This is a genomic window from Edaphosphingomonas laterariae (genome assembly GCF_900188165.1).
Taxonomy (GTDB): domain Bacteria; phylum Pseudomonadota; class Alphaproteobacteria; order Sphingomonadales; family Sphingomonadaceae; genus Sphingomonas_E; species Sphingomonas_E laterariae.
The window spans coordinates 86,267-105,074 of the sequence record NZ_FZOS01000008.1 but is presented as its reverse complement, the minus strand read 5'-3'; the positions used below and the strand labels follow the sequence as shown (position 1 = coordinate 105,074).

Annotated in this window: 15 protein-coding genes; 8 read left to right on the top strand and 7 right to left on the bottom strand. The window is 67.5% G+C overall.

Features of this window, described 5'->3' with window-relative positions:
- Positions 1–205: 205 nt before the first annotated feature.
- Positions 206–1,081 (bottom strand): LLM class flavin-dependent oxidoreductase, encoded by an 876-nt coding sequence (locus CHB74_RS09445; RefSeq protein ID WP_089219388.1) that lies wholly within the window; start codon positions 1,079–1,081, stop codon positions 206–208.
- Positions 1,082–1,393: 312 nt separating this feature from the next.
- Here CHB74_RS09445 and CHB74_RS09440 point away from each other — a divergent pair, with 312 nt between their 5' ends.
- The 3 genes from CHB74_RS09440 to CHB74_RS09430 all read left to right on the top strand — a co-directional run bounded on the left by CHB74_RS09440 (position 1,394) and on the right by CHB74_RS09430 (position 5,838).
- Entirely contained in the window at positions 1,394–2,458 is a 1,065-nt protein-coding gene (locus CHB74_RS09440) for a phosphotransferase (protein ID WP_089219387.1), read from the top strand.
- Between the two features lie 149 nt (positions 2,459–2,607).
- Positions 2,608–4,104, top strand: a complete 1,497-nt coding sequence (locus CHB74_RS09435; protein ID WP_089219386.1) for an arylsulfatase — start codon at positions 2,608–2,610, stop codon at positions 4,102–4,104.
- 246 nt (positions 4,105–4,350) lie between these two features.
- Positions 4,351–5,838: an arylsulfatase gene (locus CHB74_RS09430; protein WP_218821413.1), complete on the top strand. Its 1,488-nt coding sequence runs from the start codon at positions 4,351–4,353 to the stop codon at positions 5,836–5,838.
- 160 nt (positions 5,839–5,998) lie between these two features.
- Here CHB74_RS09430 and CHB74_RS09425 read toward each other — a convergent pair whose 3' ends face one another.
- From CHB74_RS09425 to CHB74_RS09415, 3 genes are all read right to left on the bottom strand, one after another.
- On the bottom strand, positions 5,999–8,941 hold the full coding sequence (locus CHB74_RS09425; RefSeq protein ID WP_089219384.1) for a DUF2339 domain-containing protein: 2,943 nt from the start codon (positions 8,939–8,941) through the stop codon (positions 5,999–6,001).
- A 54-nt stretch (positions 8,942–8,995) separates the two neighbouring features.
- On the bottom strand, positions 8,996–11,005 hold the full coding sequence (locus CHB74_RS09420; RefSeq protein ID WP_089219383.1) for a TonB-dependent receptor family protein: 2,010 nt from the start codon (positions 11,003–11,005) through the stop codon (positions 8,996–8,998).
- Positions 11,006–11,096: 91 nt separating this feature from the next.
- Positions 11,097–11,498: a hypothetical protein gene (locus CHB74_RS09415; protein WP_089219382.1), complete on the bottom strand. Its 402-nt coding sequence runs from the start codon at positions 11,496–11,498 to the stop codon at positions 11,097–11,099.
- A gap of 157 nt (positions 11,499–11,655) precedes the next feature.
- On the opposite strand from CHB74_RS09415, the gene CHB74_RS09410 reads away from it, so the two are divergent.
- Entirely contained in the window at positions 11,656–12,579 is a 924-nt protein-coding gene (locus CHB74_RS09410) for an NAD-dependent epimerase/dehydratase family protein (RefSeq protein WP_089219381.1), read from the top strand.
- 6 nt (positions 12,580–12,585) lie between these two features.
- On the opposite strand, the gene CHB74_RS09405 is transcribed toward CHB74_RS09410, so the two are convergent.
- From CHB74_RS09405 to xseA, 3 genes are read right to left on the bottom strand one after another with little or no spacing between them, the layout of a single operon-like run.
- The gene (locus CHB74_RS09405; RefSeq protein WP_425442262.1) at positions 12,586–13,497 is read right to left on the bottom strand and encodes a M23 family metallopeptidase; all 912 of its coding nucleotides are present in this window, start codon (positions 13,495–13,497) and stop codon (positions 12,586–12,588) included.
- A 2-nt stretch (positions 13,498–13,499) separates the two neighbouring features.
- On the bottom strand, positions 13,500–13,697 hold the full coding sequence (locus tag CHB74_RS09400; RefSeq protein ID WP_089219380.1) for a DUF2093 domain-containing protein: 198 nt from the start codon (positions 13,695–13,697) through the stop codon (positions 13,500–13,502).
- Positions 13,698–13,720: 23 nt separating this feature from the next.
- Positions 13,721–15,157 (bottom strand): exodeoxyribonuclease VII large subunit, encoded by a 1,437-nt coding sequence (gene xseA, locus CHB74_RS09395; RefSeq protein WP_089219379.1) that lies wholly within the window; start codon positions 15,155–15,157, stop codon positions 13,721–13,723.
- Between xseA and purD the strand changes: the two genes are divergently transcribed.
- The 4 genes from purD (at position 15,156) to CHB74_RS09375 (ending at position 18,775) form a co-directional block, all read left to right on the top strand.
- Complete coding sequence (purD, locus tag CHB74_RS09390; protein WP_089219378.1) at positions 15,156–16,442, top strand: phosphoribosylamine--glycine ligase; 1,287 nt, start codon at positions 15,156–15,158, stop codon at positions 16,440–16,442. The genes xseA and purD overlap by 2 nt on opposite strands.
- Before the next feature lie 51 nt (positions 16,443–16,493).
- Positions 16,494–17,045 (top strand): hypothetical protein, encoded by a 552-nt coding sequence (locus CHB74_RS09385; protein WP_089219377.1) that lies wholly within the window; start codon positions 16,494–16,496, stop codon positions 17,043–17,045.
- Between the two features lie 63 nt (positions 17,046–17,108).
- The gene (locus tag CHB74_RS09380) at positions 17,109–18,023 is read left to right on the top strand and encodes a sulfite exporter TauE/SafE family protein (RefSeq protein ID WP_089219376.1); all 915 of its coding nucleotides are present in this window, start codon (positions 17,109–17,111) and stop codon (positions 18,021–18,023) included.
- Positions 18,020–18,775 (top strand): TIGR02186 family protein, encoded by a 756-nt coding sequence (locus tag CHB74_RS09375; protein ID WP_089219375.1) that lies wholly within the window; start codon positions 18,020–18,022, stop codon positions 18,773–18,775. The genes CHB74_RS09380 and CHB74_RS09375 overlap by 4 nt, the downstream gene beginning before the upstream one ends.
- Positions 18,776–18,808 lie beyond the last annotated feature (33 nt).

Genomic DNA, 18,808 nt, shown 5'->3' with positions numbered 1-18,808 from the left:
ATACACACGCTCGAAGGCAAGCGCAAGGAGATAATACACATTCATACACACTTTTTAGGGTGTGTTGATCAGCCCCAAAGGTTAGACATTGCGTCCGCTGCGCTTAGGTTTTGCGTCGCCGGTTTGGGGTGGTTAGACAAACCCATCATATTGATTGTGAACGATAAGTGTTGTCCTGCCGGGCCCACCAGCGCGCTCCTTCCGCTCAGCCGATCAGATCGGCCAGCCGGTCGATCTCGTCATAATGGGCGGTGGCCGGGCAGATCAGCAGTTCGTCGGCACCGGCGGCGCGCACATTCTCGATCGCCTGGCGGATGCCGTCGGGCGTGTGGCAGGTCGCCATCGCCGCCATGCCGCGCCCCACATCCTCTCCGATATATTTCATGTAATCGTAGATATAGGCCTTCAGGTCCTGCTCGGCGTCGGGCGACAGCGAACACCAGAAGCTCGCGATCAGATAGGGCTTGTCGGTGCGCCCGCGCTCGGCCCAGGCGGTGCGCGCCATATCGTAAATCGCCTGATGCCCCTCGCGATCGCCCAGCATCGACGCGCCATAGATGCCGTCCGCCCAGGCCGATGCGCGCGCGATCGCCTTGGGGCCCATCGCGCCGGCATAGATCGGGATGTCGGCGCCCTGCGGCGAGGCCGGGCCTATCTCGTCCATGCCCTCGAACAGCGTTTCGCCGCGCCAGACGCGCTTCATCTCGGCCACCTGTTCGTCGAGCCGCTGGTGGCGGTGGGTGAAGGGCGCGCCGACCGCCTGATAATCCTTTTCGCGCCCGCCCACGCCCACGGTGATGCCGACGCGCCCGCCCGAAATCGCGTCGAGAGTCGCCACTTCCTTCGCCGTCATCACCGCCGATCGCATCGGCAGCACGTAGAGCGATGGCATGATCCGCACCCGCTCCGTCACCGCCGCGGCGGCGCACAGGATTGAATGCATCTCATAGCTGTAGCCGGTGATCCGTTCGCCGCAGGACAGGCTGTCGAACGGACCGGCGTCGATCTTCCGCGCCCAGGTCAACATGCGGTCGCGATCATAGTCGCGCACCATATAGGGCATGCACAGGCCGATCTTCATCCTTGGGCTCGCTTATCCATCCATCTCCGGTGGCCGAGCTAAGGCGCGTGCCGGCCGGCCGTCAAACCCCCGCGCCGCCTGCCGCGCCGCACACAATGCAGATGCCCCATGGTTGCGGCCGGATCAGCGGCCTTGGCCGTTCACCGAAAAACCGAAGGCCATGGCCCGCCGGCAAATTGGCTGCCTCGCCACAGTCGGCCGTCGCAACCGCCTTGTCGCCGCCGGGGCCATGCGGCAAGGACAGGCGCAACGGCCGGACGTGACGGGCCGGAACATGGCCGGAGCACGGCCGGAACGTGGGAGGTCGGGCGCGTGGGCAATCGGCAGGATCAGAACAGCGGCACCACCGCCGTGCGCGAACAGCACCGCTTCGATGAAGCGCGGCTCGCCCGCTGGATGGAGGAAAATGTCGCGGGCTATGCCGGCCCGCTGACGGTCGAACAGTTCAAGGGCGGCCAGTCCAACCCGACCTACAAGCTCGTCACGCCGGGCCGGTCCTATGTGCTGCGCCGCAAGCCGCCTGGCCAGCTGATCAAGGGCGCCCACGCCGTCGAGCGCGAGGCCCGCGTGCTGAGCGCACTCGCCACCGTCGATTTCCCGGTCGCCCGCGTCCACGGCCTGTGCACCGACGACAGCGTGATCGGCACCTGGTTCTATGTGATGGACATGGTGGAAGGCCGCATCTTCTGGGATGCCACCTTCCCCGAAGTCAGCCGCGACGATCGCCCGGCCTATTTCGACGCGATGAACGCCACGCTTGCGCAGCTCCACGGCATCGATCCCGAAGCGATCGGCCTTGGCGATTATGGCAAGCCCGGCAATTTCTTCGAACGGCAGATCGGCCGCTGGACGAAGCAGTATCACGACGATGTCGAGGCCGGCCGCAATGCCGATATGGACGCGCTGATCGGCTGGCTGGAAGCGCATATGCCCGCGCAAGCAGGCGAGGTGCGCATCACCCATGGCGATTTCCGCTGCGACAACATGATCTTCCACCCCACCGAACCGCGCGTCATCGCGGTCCTCGACTGGGAATTGTCGACGCTGGGCGATCCGCTGTCGGACTTCGCCTATCACCTGATGATGTACCGGCTCGCCCCCCCGGTCGCGACCGGCATCGCCGGCGCCGATCTCGCCGCGCTCAACATTCCGTCCGAGGCCGATTATGTCGCCGCTTATTGCGCGCGCACCGGCCGGGCGGGAATCGGCAACCTGCAATTCTACACCGCGTTCAACATCTTCCGGCTGGCCGCGATCATCCACGGGATCAAGGGCCGGGTGGTGCGCGGCACGGCGGCATCGGCCCATGCGCGCGACATGGCCGCCAAATTCCCGGCCCTCGCGGCCGCCGGCTGGCTGGCCGCACAGGGCGGCTGACCACCAACCCGAGATGCGGTTCAGGGGAATCCCGATCCGCCCTCGGGGTTAGTGCTGATTGCCGGCCAGCCTCCCTTGGCGGACCCATGTCATGCACGGAACGTCTCCTGAGTCTCCGTGCCATGACCCGTTTCCGCGAGGAGTCACCCATGGCTGGCAAGCAACCCAATATCCTTATCTTGTGGGGGGATGATATCGGCCGAGACAATCTCAGCTGCTACTCCCACGGCGTGATGGGCTACACGACGCCCAATATCGACCGCCTTGCCAAGGAAGGCATGAAGTTCACGGACTATTATGCGGAACAGAGCTGCACCGCCGGCCGTGCGTCCTTCATCACCGGCCAGGCCGGCATGCGCACGGGCCTCACCAAGGTTGGCCTGCCGGGCGCGGAACTGGGCATGAAGAAGGAAATCCCGACGATCGCGCGGATGCTTAAGAATCAGGGCTATCGCACCGGTCAATTCGGCAAGAACCATCTGGGTGATCGGGACGAACATCTGCCGACGATGCACGGCTTCGACGAATTTTTCGGCAATCTCTATCATTTGAATGCGGAGGAAGAGCCGGAGAACCGCGATTATCCGCCCGAGAAGGATTTTCCCGATTTCCGTAAAAAGTTCGGCCCGCGCGGCGTTCTCCACTGCTGGGCAGACGGCAAGGGCGGCCAGAAGATCGAAAATACCGGCCCGCTCACCAAGGAACGGATGAAGACGATCGACGAGGAATTCCTCGCCGGCGCCAAGAAGTTCATCAAGGCCTCGGTCGAGGCGGACGAGCCTTTCTTCGTCTGGTTCAACACCAGCCACATGCACTTCCGCACCCACGCCAAGGATTCGAGCCTCGGCCAGTCCGGCCGCTGGCAATCCGAATATCATGACGTGATGATCGACCATGATCTCAACATGGGTGAGATGATCGATCTGCTCGACGAACTGGGCATCGCCGACAACACGTTCGTGATGTATTCGACCGACAATGGCCCGCACCAGAACTCGTGGCCGGATGCCGGCACCACGCCGTTCCGCTGCGAAAAGAACACGAACTGGGAAGGTGCCTATCGCGTACCTGCCATCGTGCGCTTCCCCGGCCAGATCGAGGCGGGATCGACCTGCACGGGCATCATCTCGCACCTCGATTGGTTCCCCACCTTCGCCAACATCGCCGGCACGAAGACCGTCAAGGAAGATCTGAAGAAGGGGGCCACCCTGGATGGGATCAAGTATAAGGCCCATCTCGATGGCTATGACATGACGGACTATCTGACCGGCAAGGCCAAGGAAAGTCCGCGCCCCGGCTTCGTCTATTTCAACGACGATGCCGATGTCGTCGCCGTCCGCTACGACAATTGGAAGCTGGTCTTCCTCGAACAGCGTTGCGAAGGCACGCTGCGTATCTGGGCCGAACCCTTCGTGCCGCTGCGCCTGCCCAAGATCTTCAACCTGCGCACCGACCCCTATGAACGGGCCGATCGCACGTCGAACACTTATTATGATTGGCTGCTCGATCGCGCCTATCTGCTGGTGCCCGCGCAAAATATCGTCGGGCAGTTCCTGGCCACGTTCAAGGAATTCCCGCCGGCGCAGCACGCGGCGAGCTTCTCGCTCGATCAGGTGATGGAAAAGCTGACCGCACCGGCCGGCTGACGCCGCGCGGCATCAGACGGCCGCCTGCGGAAAAAAAGGCCCCGGTCCGATCCCGTCGGGCCGGGGCCTTTTCTCGCCTTGGCGGAAGGTCGTCGAACGCTGAATGCCGGATTGTTCGGACTGCCACGACACCAGACCCAGTACCGGCTCGATGAAATGGACGTGGGCGTGTCGGGATTTCTCCCGATACACCCGGCCCGATCACCTCCCTATACCGTCGCCGGGGGCGAGCGACAGGAGCTGATCATGCCCAAAGGAAAGCCCAATATCCTCGTCATGTTCGGTGACGACGTTGGTTATGGAAACATCAGTTGCTTCAACAACGGGGTGATGGGCTACGATACCCCCAACATCGATCGGCTCGCTGCCGAGGGCGGCAAGCTTGTCACCTATTACGCGCAGCAGAGCTGCACCGCCGGCCGCGCCGCGTTCATCACCGGGCAGATGCCGTTCCGCACGGGCATGTCGAAAGTGGGTCTGCCGGGCGCGGACCTCGGCATCCAGAAGGAAGACCCGACCATGGCCGAGCTGCTCAAGCCGCTCGGCTATGCGACCGGCCAGTTCGGCAAGAACCACTTGGGCGACAAGGACGAGTTCCTGCCGACGGTGCACGGCTTCGACGAGTTCTTCGGCAACCTCTACCACCTCAATGCGGAGGAAGAGCCGGAGAATGAGGACTATCCGAAGGATCCGGAATTCAAGAAGAAATACGGCCCACGCGGCGTGCTGCACTGCCATTCCGACGGCAAGGGCGGACAAAAGGTCGAGGATACCGGCCCGCTCAACAAGAAGCGGATGGAAACGATCGACCTGGAAGTGGTCGACAAGGCTCAGGACTTCATCGCCCGCGCGGCCAAGGCCGATACGCCGTTCTTCGTGTGGTTCAACACCACGCGCATGCATAATTTCACGCACCCGAACCCGAAGAACAAGGGCCGCACCGGCCTTGGCTTTTACGCCGACGGCATGGTCGAGCATGACGATTCCATCGGCCAGATGCTCGATTTCCTCGACAAGCAGGGCCTGACCGAGAACACCATCGTCATCTACACCACCGACAATGGCCCGATGGAGTGCCTCTTCCCCGATGCGGGCACGACCCCCTTCCGCAGCGAGAAGAACACCAACTGGGACGGCGGCTGGCGCGTGCCGGCGCTGATCCGCTGGCCGGGTGTGGTCAAGCCGGGCTCGGTCTACAAGGATCTGATGTCGGCCGAAGACTGGTTCCCGACGCTGGTGGCTGCGGCCGGCAATCCCGACGTGAAGGACCAGCTGCTCAAGGGCACCAAGGTCGGCTCCATGACCTACAAGGTGCATCTCGATGGCGTCGATCAGGGCGACTATCTGGCCGGCAAGTCGAAAGAAAGCGCCCGCAAGGGGTTCCTCTACTTCAGCGACGATGGCGACTTGCTGGCGGCGCGCAGCAAGCGGGTGAAGGCACACTTCATGGTGCAGGACGCCAAGGGCTTCGAAGTGTGGCGCAATCCGTTCCGGACCCTGCGCGTTCCGCTGATCTTCGACCTGAAGATCGACCCTTACGAAAAGGGGGACGACGGCATGAACTATGGCGACTGGGCCTACCGGCGCGTCTATGTGCTCGTGCCGATCCAGGAAGCGGTCGGCAAGGTGCTGGAGACCTTCAAGGACTTCCCGCCACGCCAGAAGCCGGCGAGCTTCACGGTGGGCGATGCCCTCGAAGCGCTCGAAGGCTCAATGGGCAGCAAGGGCAGCTAAGGACCGAGGGGCGCTGATCGTCCGGAGCGGTGTCTACCCTCGATTACAGAGGGTAAGACACCGCTCCGGCGCAGGCCGCTGGCGCCCCTGATCGCCCTCGTCGACACAAGGGCAACACGGCGGCGATCGGCCAAAGAAGGCGGGGGTTCCGACACTGCGCCTAGGCGGCCGGCGCCTCCGCCCCTTCCTCTTCCCGCTTGTCCGACGCGCCCGTCAGATAGCGATTATAGAGGAAGCCGATGCCGATCAGGCTGAAACCCAGGGCGACGAAGCTGGCAATGCGCAGCAGCCCTTCCAGCCCCTTGGCATCCCACAGGAACACCTTGGCCGCCGTCGCCAGCATCAGCAGCAAGGCGGCGATACGCCAGGCCTTGCCGCCGCCGCCATCGCTGCCTTCGCCCCCGCCTTCGCGGATGATGCCGTAGCGCAGGAAGCCGATGGCCAGCGCGATCCCCGCGATCGAGCGGGCGATATCCTCTCTCGGGCTCACCCCCTCGCCGGTCAGGATGCTGCCTTCGAAGATCTGGCGCACGCTCGCCGCCGCCAGCATCAGGATCAGCGCCATGGCGAGCCCGGTCAGCGGCCGGTCGATCCGCCGGGCGATATCGGGCTCCAGCCGCCGGAACAGCATGATCCACAGGATCGGCAGGCCATAAGCCGGCAGCAGCAGGTTCGCGATCGGCCACGGCCCCACCGCCTGATCGCGGGCCAGCGGGTTGAAGACGATCAGATCGAACCAGACGAGGCGGAAGGCCGCCAGCGCCAGCAGCGCGATGCCGATCGGCTGCAACAGATCGTGGCCATCGCGCCGCCACAGCGCGATCAGGCCGATCGCGGCCAGCGCCTGCGTCGCTACCACGCGCTCGGCAAAGGCATAAGCGATGATCCCGCCCGTGCTGTCGATCGCGAAGATCTGCTTGAACAGGATATGCGCGGTCGCCGCCAGCGCCGCACCGGCGATGACGAACAGCAGCGCGCGCAGGGGCCGGAAACGTGCCGCCCGCGTCAGCAGCAGCAGCGCGCCAACGCTCAGCATCGGCAGCGCCATCCCCTGCATCGCGCGCAGCGGCGTCGGCAGGTCGCCGGCCAGCACGAAGGTGCCGAAGATCGCCGCCGCCGATTCGACCAGCCACACGATCAGCCCGGCACACGCGCCCAGCGTTGCGAGCAGCGCCAGGGTCAGCGCCGCCGCGCGGCCCCGGAAGGCCGGCAGGCGATCGGCCGCCCAGGCAAGCCCCAGCGCCAGCAGGCCGAAGCCGGTCGGCGCCCAGGCATCGGGCAACAGGTTGAACAGCAGGCGCGCCGTCACCAGCGCCGCCAGGATCATCCAGCCGGCGCCGAACAGGCGGCCCCGTTCGACATGGCCGGCGATGGCGAACAGCATGGCCGTCGCCAGCAGCCGCGGCATATTGCCGAAGCCCGCGATCAGCGCACCGCCCAGATCGAGCAGCAACAGATGCGCGGCGACGATCAGCGCCAGCAGGCGCGGCGCCCAGGCGAGCAGATCGTCCTCGGCCCGGCGCGCCACATACGCCAATGCGCAGGCGATGGCGGCGTACACCGGCGGCAGCCAGCTATCGGGCAGCGCAAAGGCCGCGCCGATCGCGACCAGTGTCGCCGATGCGGTCGCGAGCAGCGCGAATCGCCAGTCGCCATGGCGTTCCACCAGCGTCCAGCCGCGCGCCGCCGCGATCGCCGGCGCGGCGGCGAAGATCGTCGCGGTCAGCCCCCAGCCCCAGCCGCTCAGCAATTCGGGGAAACGCAGCCAGCCGATGACGACCGCGCCGATCAGCGCGGCCGATCCCTGGGCCACGCCCACCCGGCCACGGGTGCGATCCCAGGCGTCGACCAGCGCCGGCCCGGCGAGGATCGCGATCAGCCCGCCGCCCACCGCCGCCAGCAGCGGCAGGCTCGGCGTCGGCCACAAGGCGATCGTCACCAGTGCCACGCCCAGCGCGATCGGCGGCAGCATCCACTGGCGCGGATCGATGCGGGCCAGCAGCACCGCGCCGATCGCCAGCAGCCCGTAAAAACCCCAGACCAGCGGGCTGAACCCGCCCTGCACGATCAGCAGCGCCAGTTGCACCGCCGCCGCGATCACCGTGCCGGCGCGCAGCCAGCGGGTCGGTTCGATCGCGGCCGTGCCTGCCGCCAGGATCGGCATGGCAAAGGCCAGCGCCAGCAGCAGCAGGCCGATCGCGCTCGCGGTGGCGATGTCGATCACGCTGGTCGCGATCAGCAGGCCCGCCCAGCCGAAACCACCGACCAGCGCGGCGATCGCCAGCCACAGCCAGCCCTGCCGCCTGGACACCCCGGCGATCGCGCCGATCACCAGCATCAGATAGAGCGCCAGCACCGGCGCATTGGCGTCCTCGCCCCCCGCCAGCGCCGGGGCGGCAAGCCCGCCGATCAGCCCCAGCACCGCCGATGGCGCGCCGAAACGCAGCGCCAGCCCGATCGCCGCCGCCGTCACGCTTGCCAGCGCCAGAAACGCTGTCAGCGACGGGATCAGGCCGTAGAGATTATGCGCGATCAGCACGGCGATATAGGCGGTGGCGATGCCGGCGCCCGCCAGCGCCTGCGCCACGCGCGGATCGCGCGCCAGAGCGGGGATGCGCCGCGCGGCCTCCGCCCCGCCGATCAGCAGCGCCGCGAAGATCAGCGCCAGCACCACACGCACGCCGGGGGAAAGCAGCCCGGTGTCGATCGAATATTTGACCAGGAAGAAACCGGCCACCGCCAGCGTCACCCCGCCCGCCCAGATCGGCAGGCGCGATCCGAACAGTTCCTCGAACACCCGCGTGCTCATCGGCGGCCGCTTGGGCGCGGGCGGTGCGGGCGGCGGGGGCGGCGTGGCCGGAACCTCCGGCTCTTCGGGCACCGGCGCGGACTGCACCGGTGGCGCAGATGGCAGGGGCGCCGCGATATCCAACAACGGCGCCACCACCGCCCCGCCAGTGTCCACCTGAGGCTCCGCCGGGATGCTAACCAGATCGGCGATCCGATCCTGCAATTCGGTGATCCGGCGTTCGGCCTGCCGTACCCGCCCCGCCAGCGAGGCGAAGGCGGCGATCAACCCGACAATGGCTAGCAACTCGATCATGCGCCCCCCTGATCGGCAGGGGCTAACCCGTTCCGCCGCCGAACGCCACCACCATCAGAAGCGGGCGCGGACCCCGCCATATACGGCGCGGCGTTCGACCGGATAATAGATCGCCGAAGCATCGGTGGCGCGCACCACGGCCGAGATGTCTCCGATCGCCTTCTTGCCCGTCAGGTTGCGGGCGTCGAGGAACAGGGTGACATCGTCGCGCACCGCCGCCTCCGCACCGAGGCCGAGCAGCGCATAGCCCCTTGTGCGCGTGGCGTTCACATAGTCCGCCCAGGCGCCGTCGGGCATCCATTCGATATTGGGCGTCACGCTGATCCGATCGGTGCCGAGCCGCAGGCTGGCGCGATAGAGATGCTTCGCCACCACCGGCAGGCGATTGTCGCCATAGACGGCATCGTTGCGGAAACGGAAATCATTGAGCTGATAGGATTGCCGCAGCCGCGCCCAGGGCGCGAGGTCCAGCGTCAGCGCCGCCTCGATCCCCTGATGGCGGGTGCGATCGGCGTTGAAGGTAGCTGCCGGAATATCCTGCGACACGGTGAATTGCAGCATCTCGCCCGTTATGTCCGCGCGATAGAGGCTGACATCCCATTGCGCGATGCCGACGCGGCCACGCGTGCCCATTTCGAACGTCCAGGCACGCTGGGCATCGACGTCGACGAAGCCCGGCAGCCCCGTGGCCGGCGTCTGGCTGAGTTCCGAAAAGCCCGGCAATTCCACCGAACGGCTGTAATTGGCATAGACCTGTACGTCCGCCCGCGGCTGCCACAGGATACCGAATTTGGGGGCGAAGGGATCGAAGCTGGCGCGGCCGCTGCGTTGCGGCGCGAGGCGGTTGTCGATCCGGCGTTCGCCATGGGTATAGACGCCCCCGGCAATCAGCCAGAGGTGATCGACCGGCGCCACCCGCACCTCGCCATAGCTGTCGATCGTCTGCGCCGTCTGTCGCGCGTCCGCCGTCTGCGCGCCGCGCTTGCCGGCGAGGTTGAGGAACTGGCGCGCATCCACCGTGCCGAAGCGCGCCGTGGTGCCGAGGCTGGCTTCCACCGGCAGCGTGCCGAGATCGCCCGCCCAATCGACCCGCGCGAACAGCCCGCGATCTTCGGACTTCTGGTCGATCAGCTGGAAGATCGGGTGGATCAATTGCTTGGCATTGAAGAACAGCCCGGCGCTAAGCGTCGCGGTGCCGAGATCAACGGTCGTGCGGTTCTGGAGGCGCAGCGATTCGATGTCGCGCGCCTGATCGCCCGCGACGCTGCCGGCATTGGCCTGCCCCGGATCGGTGAGCGCCTGCGCCATGGTGAGCGCGCCGGGCAGTTCCTGATCGATATGATTCAGGCTGGCATAAAAGCGCGTCTCGATCCGATCGCTCAGCTGCAGACCGATATTGCCGTTGAAACGGATCGCCGACCGCTTCGCATGATCGCGATCGCCATCCGAACGATCGCCCGTCAGCGCGAACCAGCCGTCGCCGCGCCCATCCGTGAAGCCCGCCGCCACCTTGCCGCGCAACGTAGCGAAGCTGCCGCCATCGGCGCGCACCTCCACACCGCGCGCGGTGCGCCCCGTGGGCGTGACCGCGTCGATCCCGCCGCCCAGCGTGGATGAACCGAGGCGCAGCGCATTGGCGCCGCGAAACACCTCGATATGCTGGAAGATCTGCGGATCGAGTTCCTGGAAATCGCCATTATTGTCGGCCAGGTTGATCGGCACGCCATCCTGAAACAGCATCAGCCCGCGCATGTGGAAGCCCCGGCTGATCCCCGATCCGCGCACCGAAATCCGCACCTCCTGGCCGAAACGCGGCTGGGTGTAGATGCCGGGCGAAAAAGCCAGCGCGTCGCGGAGCGACACGGCCAGCCGATCCTGAAACTCGGCGGCGGCCACGACATCGCTGCCCCCGGCCGTCCGGGCAACGCGATCGCGCGCCGTTTCCACGGCGGCGGTGACGATGATGGTATCGGGCGCCGCCATCTCCGCGAAGGCGGGGGCGGCGAAGGACGTGGCGACGGCGAACAGCGACGCGCGGCCAAGCGCGTGGAACGAAACGGACATGCGAATACCTCTGATACCCGGCCGCGCGCGAACGGGCGGCCCATGCAAAGCGGCCACGCGCCCCGAATGCGGGCGCGCGGCAATGACGGGATTAGAAGCGGACGGGCGGCCCCGTGGGCGGCGGCGGCGGTGCGGCGAGGCCCCGGCCGATCGCGACGGCGGCAAGCAACGCCACGGCCGGCGCGGCGGCGATCGCGGGCGGCGCGACGACGGTGCCCGTATCGGGCGCGAGGATCGCCACGCCGAGGGCTGCGAACACGCAATTTTCGGTGGTCTTGCCCGGCTGGACGGGTGCCTTTTCGTGGATCGTGCCGTCGGCCGCGACCCACATCTCGACCGCGCCCATGCCGGTGCAGAGCGTGATCGCGCGCCCGTCGGTCGCCGGCATCCAGCCGGCGGGAACGAGGAGGCGCATGAGCAGAGCGAGCGCGACGAGCATCACGGCAAACCCGCCGCGCCCGCCTGCTGCCTGTGCTGATGCCATGCCCCGCATGGGCAGCGCCCTAGCCCGTTCGCCCCGCGCTGTCGATCCATCCGGCCATCGCCCGTGCGACGGCCGAAAAGTGGCGCTTCGTCCGGCGCTGCCCTTGCCCGTGCGCGCCGGCGACGCTTAGCTCAAATCCAGCAGACAAGATCCAAGGAGTGGAACGATGAAGCGGGCCGATATCGAAGGAAAGCGCATCCTGATCACGGGCGCGACGGGGCAGTTCGCCAAGCCGCTGGTGGCAGCCTATGCCGGCAAGGCCGAGGTGTTTGCCGCCGCGCGCTTCGGCAAGCCGGAGGACCGCGCCGAGATCGAGGCGATGGGCGCGACACCGGTCCGCATCGACCTGTCCGACCCGTCGAGCCTCGATGCCATCCCCACCGTCGACTATGTGGTCAACGCCGCCGTCGCCAAGACCGGCGATTTCGATCGCGACCTCAGGGAAAATGCCGAGGGCGTCGGCTTCCTGATCGCCAAGTGCCGCGACGCCAAGGCGTTCGTCCATATTTCGACGACCGGCGTCTATGACTATCAGGGCCCGGTGCCGCGCAAGGAAAGCGACCCGCTGGGCGACAATCACCGGTCGATGTTCCCGACTTACTCGATCGCCAAGATCGCCGCCGAATCCGTGTGCCGCTTCGCCGCCAAGAGCTATGGCGTGCCGACGACGATCGCGCGGATGAGCGTGCCTTATGGCGATAATGGCGGCTGGCCTTATTACCACCTGCTGATGATGCAGGGCGGCGTTCCGATCACCATCCACCCGGAAGGCCCCAACCTCTACAACCCGCTGCACGTCGACGATTATGCCGAGAAGATCCCCTATCTGCTGGGCGCCGCGACGACCGATGTGGTGACCACCAATTTCGGCGGATCGCAGGCGGCGAGCGTGGAGGAATGGTGCGCCTATATCGGCGAACTGACCGGGTTGAAGCCGGTGTTCCAGGAAGATGTGGCGGCGTTCGGCGCGCTGGCCATCGACACCAGCCGGATGCACCAGCTGATCGGCGAGACGAAGGTCGACTGGCGCGACGGCATGCGCCGCATGATCCAGGCGCTGGCCCCCGACGCGATCAAGACGGCGGCCTGAGCCGCGTCAGCGCCCCGGCATCGGCCCGGCGAGCGGCGCCGGGTCGATGCGCTCGTCCTGCCACTTCATGCTCCAGTGGAGATGCGGGCCGGTGGCGCGGCCGGTGGCGCCGATCGCGCCGACCGGCTGGCCACGCACCACCCGATCGCCCGTCTTCACGTCGATCCGCGAGAGGTGGAGGAAGGCGCTGTTCAGCCCCATGCCATGATCGATCATCAGCAGATTGCCCTCCAGCGAGAAGGGCGCTGATGCGGCGAGGATGACGACACCGTCGGCCGGCGCCACGATTGGCGTGCCGGTGGGCCGGGCGACATCGACGCCCGAATGGAAGGCCCCGGGTTCGCCGGCATAAATGCGCTGCGATCCGAACACGCCGCTGATCCGCCCGCTGACGGGCCACTGAAAGCGTTGCTGCCACCCCTGCGTGTCGCTTTGCACCTCGCGTGCGGCGTTGATCTGCGCCAGTTCGGCGGCGCGGCGACGCTGATATTCGGGCGTGGGGCTGGTGCCGCGCGGCAAGGTGGGCAGCGACTGGATGGACCAGGCGCGCGGCGCGATCGCCAGCGGCTTGCGCAGCGCGGTGCCATCGACGGCGCGCGCCTCCAGCATCGCCTGGCCGCCATGATCGCGCCCGAAGCCGATGATGAAACGGCGCCCGGGGGCGATCCGCACCGGCTTGTCGTCGAGCAGCAGGCGGACCGTGCCGACGGGCGCGGTGCCCAGGACCAGCCCGCCCTGCTGGAAGCTCCCCTGAAAGGCGAAATCGCCGCTGAGCGGCGTCACCACGGGTGCGGGCGGCGGCGATGGCGGCACCGCACCGGTTTCGGCGGTGGCCGGCGGCACCACCGCGCAGCCGGCGAGAAGCGAAAACGGCAGGATCAGCGGCAGCAGGATCAGGCCGGCCGCGCGGCCACGGATCGTCACTCCGAAAGCGCCGCCTTCGTCGAGATTTCGGCGGTGGCATAGGCTTCCTGCCGCGCGACGCTCCAGTAGCGGAGATTGTCGAGCGGGATACGCTCGCCCGAAACGGCGCAGACGACATGATCGCCGGACGACAGCACGCGGAAGGCGTTGGCCATATAATGGAGGCGGGCGGCGCGGCCCTGGGACATCAGCATATCTTATCCTTCGTGACCGGCGCTTAGAGCAGGCTCGGCTGTTCGGGTTTCTCCTGAGGATAAGCCGGGCGGCCGCTGCGCTCAACCCGCGCGTCGACCGCGCCGTCGGCGAAATGCAGGGTCAGCGCGCCCGCCGCCTTCGCCTGCGCCGCCGTCGTCACCACCCCGCCATCGGGGCGGCGACCAACCCAGGCATAGCCCTTGGCGAGCGGACGTTCGGGGTTGAGCCCTTCGGCCAGCCGCCACAGGCGCTGCACCTGCGCCTCCGCCTCGCGCACCTGCGTTTCGATCAGCGCCGGGCGGAAGCGCGCCGCCGCGAGGCGTTCGCGGGCCCGCGCGATCCGCGCGTTGAGCAGCGACGGACGGAGCGCGCCCGCCGCCTGGGCGAGATCGCCGCGCGCCACCGCCAGCCGGCGCGAAAGCCCGCGCGGCAGGCGATCGCCCAGATCGTCCATGCGCTGCTGCTGGGGGCCGAGCAGACGATCGGGCGTCGGCAGGCGCCGGGCCATGGCGTCCAGCCGTTCGCCGGCGCGTTCGCGGTAGCGGTTGGCGCAACGCTGGGCGCGCAGGCCAAGTTCGCGCAGGGAGCCGAGCAGTTCGGCACGCACCGGCACCGCGATCTCGGCGGCGGCGGTGGGCGTCGGCGCGCGGACGTCGGCGGCGAAATCGCACAGCGTGGTATCCGTCTCGTGGCCGACGGCGGAAATGATCGGGATCGAGCAGCCGGCGACGGCGCGGACCACGACTTCCTCGTTGAATGCCCACAGATCCTCGATCGAGCCGCCGCCGCGCGCAACGATCACCAGATCGGGGCGCGGCACCGGGCCGCCCGGCGCCATGGCGTCAAACCCGCGCACGGCGGCCGCCACCTGTTCGGCCGCGCCATCGCCCTGCACCAGCACCGGCCAGACGATCACGCGGGTCGGGCAGCGATCCTCAAGGCGGTGGAGAATGTCGCGAATCACCGCCCCCGTGGGCGAGGTGACGACGCCGATCACCTGCGGCAGGAAAGGCAGCGGCTTCTTGCGCTCGCGATCGAACAATCCTTCGGCCGCCAGCGCGCGCCGGCGCTGATCGAGCAGCTGCATCAGCGCGCCCTGCCCGGCCAGCTCCATCCGTTCGATCACGATCTGATATTTGGACCGGCCCGGATAGGTGGTGAGCCGCCCGGTCGCGACCACCTCGATCCCGTCTTCCGGCCGGAAAGCGAGGCCGCCCGCCGTGCCTTTCCAGATCACGCCGTCGATGACCGCCTTGTCATCCTTGAGCGCGAGATAGCAATGGCCCGACGCCACCCGCTTGAACCCCGAAATCTCGCCACGGACGCGGACATGGGCGAAACGTTCCTCGACGCTGCGCTTCAAGGCGCCCGACAGTTCGGACACGCTCATCGCCGGTGAATTGTCCCCGGGCGTCTCCTCGGCTAACAGCCGCGCAGGTTCGAAGGGAAGATCGGTCATGAAAGTCCTGTTGCTGGGTTCGGGCGGGCGCGAACATGCGCTGGCATGGAAGCTGGCGCAATCGCCACGCCTCACCAAGCTTTATGCCGCGCCGGGCAATCCGGGAATAGCCGAGCATGCCGAAATGGTGGCGCTCGACCCGGCCAGCCCGGAAGCGGTGCTCGCCTTCGTCCGCGCGGCGGCCATCGGCCTCGTCGTCGTCGGGCCGGAAGCGCCGCTGGTCGCCGGCGTCGGCGATCTGCTGCGCGCGAACGGCGTGCTGGTGTTCGGCCCGGATGCGGCGGCGGCGCAGCTGGAAGGATCGAAGGGCTTCACCAAGGATCTTTGCGCGCGGGAAAATATCCCGACCGCCGGTTATGCCCGCTTCACCGATGCCGAAGCCGCCAAAGCGGCGCTGCCGGGCTTCGGCCTGCCGGTCGTCATCAAGGCCGATGGCCTCGCCGCCGGCAAGGGCGTGGTGATCGCGCAGGATACGGCCGAGGCCGAAGCCGCGATCGCCGACATGTTCGACGGCGGCTTTGGCGATGCCGGGGCCGAGGTAGTGATCGAACAGTTCCTGACCGGCGAGGAAGCGAGCTTCTTCGCGATCACCGACGGCAAATCGGTGGTGCCGTTCGGTTCGGCGCAGGATCATAAGCGCGTGGGCGAGGGCGATACCGGCCCCAATACCGGCGGGATGGGCGCCTATAGCCCGGCGCGCGTGCTGACGCCGGAGCTGGAAGCCCGCGCCATGGCCGAAATCGTGGAGCCCACCGTCCGCGCGATGGCGGCGGCGGGCACGCCTTATTCGGGCGTGCTCTATGCCGGGCTGATGCTGACAGAAAGCGGCCCCCAGCTGATCGAATATAATGCCCGCTTCGGTGACCCCGAATGCCAGGTGCTGATGATGCGGCTGGAGGACGACCTGCTCGACCTGCTGCTCAAGGTGGCCGAAGGGCGGCTGGGCGAAACCGCCCCGCCCCGGCTGGCCGATACGGTGGCGCTGACGGTGGTGATGGCCGCCAAGGGCTATCCGGGCACGCCGAAAAAGGGCGGCACGATCACTGGCATCGCGGCGGCCGACGCCGGCGGTGCCAAGGTGTTCCATGCGGGCACGGCGGACAAGGACGGCGCGATCGTCGCCAATGGCGGCCGCGTGCTGAACGTGACCGCGACCGGCGCCAGCGTTGCCGAGGCGCAGGCCGCCGCCTATCGCGCCGTCGATGCCATCGATTTCCCGAGCGGTTTCTGCCGCCGCGACATCGGCTGGCGCGAGGTTGCGCGCGAGGCCGAGGGAACAGCCTGAGCTTCGACACGTTCGTTTCGGTAGCGCTTCTTGGGGCAGGAGGGACTGGCCATGGACCAATATTATCTCGTCGCGATCGTCGCGGTCCTGATCGCCATCGCGGCGATCGTGATGGTTCTGCGCGGCCGCGCCAAGCCGCCCGAACAGATGCCGGCGCCGCCCGCCGAGGCCGCCGCGCCGAAAGTGGCGGCGCCTGCCCCCACCCCGCCCCCGATAGCGCCCACCGCGCCGGCGGCACCTGTGGCGCCAGCGGCAGCGGCGGCCCCCGCTGCCGAACCGCATGACCGCATCACCGATGCCGCCGCCGTGGCGACGATCGACGTGGCGGGCCAGTTCCTGGGCATCGACATCAACCCCGGCCCGCCGGACGATCTGACCCGGCTGAAGGGCCTCGGCCCCAAGGCGCAGGGCGTGCTGAACGGCATGGGCGTGACCCATTTCGCTCAGCTCGCCGCACTCAGCCCCGCGCAGGTGGCCAAGGTGGATGCCGCGATGGGCACCTTTGCCGGCCGCATCAACCGCGACCAGTGGGTAGAGCAGGCCAAGTTCCTGGCGAGCGGCGATATCCCCGGCTTCGAAGCCAAGTTCGGCAAGCTCGGCTGACCGGATCGACCCAAGCGGCGCAACCGGCATGACCTGAGCCGCGAAATCGGCTAGCCCAGACGCATGGACCTCTACCTGCCCATCGCCGGCCTTTCGGTGAACATCTTCGTCATCATCGGCCTGGGCGGGCTGGTCGGCGTGCTTTCGGGCATTTTCGGCGTCGGCGGCGGGTTCCTGACCACGCCGCTGCTGATCTTCTACGGCATCCCGCCTGCCGTCGCGGTCGCATCGGCCGCGACGCAGATCACCGGCACCAGCGTTTCGGCGGTGCTCGCCCATCATCGCCGCCAGGGCGTCGACATCCAGATGGGCGCGGTGCTGGTGGCGGGCGGCGCCATCGGCACAATCGTCGGCGGCTATGCCTTCCGCGCCCTGCAGGATAGCGGCCAGATCGATACCGTGGTCGGCGTGCTCTATGTCGTGCTGCTCGGCGGCATCGGCATTTTGATGGCCAAGGAAGCGGCGCAGAGCCTGGCGGTATTGTGGGGCAAGGCAGTGGCGCCGCCGCGTGCGCGCCGCCACCACCCGCTGATCGCCATGCTACCGATGCGCTGGCGCTTCTATCGCTCCGGCCTCTATATTTCGCCGCTGGCGCCGCTGGCGCTCGGCTTCGGCACGGGCCTGCTGACCGTGCTGCTCGGCGTCGGCGGCGGGTTCGTGCTGGTGCCGGCGCTGATCTACATTCTCGGCATGTCGACCCGTGTCGTCGTCGGCACCTCATCCTTCCAGATCCTGTTCGTGACGGCGGCGACCACGCTGGTCCACGCCACCACCACCAAGGCGGTGGATATCGTGCTGGCCGTGCTGCTGCTGATCGGCAGCGTCGTCGGCGCGCAGGTCGGCACCCGCTTCGCGATGAAGATGCGCCCCGAATGGCTGCGCCTGGCGCTGGCCGGGATCGTGCTGACCGTCGCCATCCGCATGGCGCTGGGGTTGGGCTGGCGGCCCGACGAGATCTTCACCGTCCAGCCGCTATGAAACGCCTGATCCCCCTTCTGTTGATGGCGCTGCTGCTGGGTGGCGCGGCCAAGCCGGCGCTGGTGCCCGACGTGTCGCAGCGGCGGATCGATATCATCTACAGCTTCACCGGCGCGGAACTGCTGCTGTTCGGCGCAATCGTCTATCCCGGCGGCATCCGCCCCGAAGAACCGGCCGACATCGTGGTCGTCGTCAAGGGGCCGACCGAGCCGATCATCCTGCGCGAGAAGCAGAAGATCGCCGGCATCTGGGTGAATGCCGAAAATGCCCGCTTCCGTTCGGTGCCGGCCTTCTACGCCGTCGCATCGTCCCGGCCGCTGAAGGGGCTGGTCGACGATCGCACGGCCGCGATCTACGAACTTGGCCTGCAGAATATCCAGCTTTCGCCCGCCAGCGGCGCGACGCCCGAAATGCAGCGCCGGTTCGAGGCCGGGCTGGTCGATCTCAAGCGGCGCGGCGGCCTGTATGTCGAAAGCCCCGATGGCGTGGAGGTGAGCGAGGGCGTGCTCTATCGCGCGCGCATCGCCATCCCGGCGCGCGTGCCGGTGGGCACCTATACGGCCGAAACCTTCCTGATTCAGAACAAGCGCGTCGTGGCAGCGGCCGTGCGCGAGATCGAAATCGATAAATCGGGTTTCGAGCGGTTCGTGGCGACGGTGGCCGATCGCTGGTCGTTCACCTACGGGCTCGCAGCCGTCGCCATTTCGCTGGCGCTGGGCTGGGCAGCGGCGGCGGCCTTCCGCCGGCTCTGATCGCTAGAGCGTTTTCCAAGCAGGTGGAATCAC

Bases quoted from the DNA above. Each gene is read 5' to 3' on its own strand.
- CHB74_RS09375 (WP_089219375.1), top strand. From the start codon at position 18,020: ATGAAACGCCTGATCCCCCTTCTGTTGATGGCGCTGCTGCTGGGTGGC.
- CHB74_RS09400 (WP_089219380.1), bottom strand. From the start codon at position 13,697: ATGCTGATGTCCCAGGGCCGCGCCGCCCGCCTCCATTATATGGCCAAC.
- CHB74_RS09410 (WP_089219381.1), top strand. From the start codon at position 11,656: ATGAAGCGGGCCGATATCGAAGGAAAGCGCATCCTGATCACGGGCGCG.
- CHB74_RS09385 (WP_089219377.1), top strand. From the start codon at position 16,494: ATGGACCAATATTATCTCGTCGCGATCGTCGCGGTCCTGATCGCCATC.
- CHB74_RS09435 (WP_089219386.1), top strand. From the start codon at position 2,608: ATGGCTGGCAAGCAACCCAATATCCTTATCTTGTGGGGGGATGATATC.
- CHB74_RS09415 (WP_089219382.1), bottom strand. From the start codon at position 11,498: ATGCGGGGCATGGCATCAGCACAGGCAGCAGGCGGGCGCGGCGGGTTT.
- xseA (WP_089219379.1), bottom strand. From the start codon at position 15,157: ATGACCGATCTTCCCTTCGAACCTGCGCGGCTGTTAGCCGAGGAGACG.
- purD (WP_089219378.1), top strand. From the start codon at position 15,156: ATGAAAGTCCTGTTGCTGGGTTCGGGCGGGCGCGAACATGCGCTGGCA.
- CHB74_RS09425 (WP_089219384.1), bottom strand. From the start codon at position 8,941: ATGATCGAGTTGCTAGCCATTGTCGGGTTGATCGCCGCCTTCGCCTCG.
- CHB74_RS09420 (WP_089219383.1), bottom strand. From the start codon at position 11,005: ATGTCCGTTTCGTTCCACGCGCTTGGCCGCGCGTCGCTGTTCGCCGTC.
- CHB74_RS09430 (WP_218821413.1), top strand. From the start codon at position 4,351: ATGCCCAAAGGAAAGCCCAATATCCTCGTCATGTTCGGTGACGACGTT.
- CHB74_RS09445 (WP_089219388.1), bottom strand. From the start codon at position 1,081: ATGAAGATCGGCCTGTGCATGCCCTATATGGTGCGCGACTATGATCGC.
- CHB74_RS09380 (WP_089219376.1), top strand. From the start codon at position 17,109: ATGGACCTCTACCTGCCCATCGCCGGCCTTTCGGTGAACATCTTCGTC.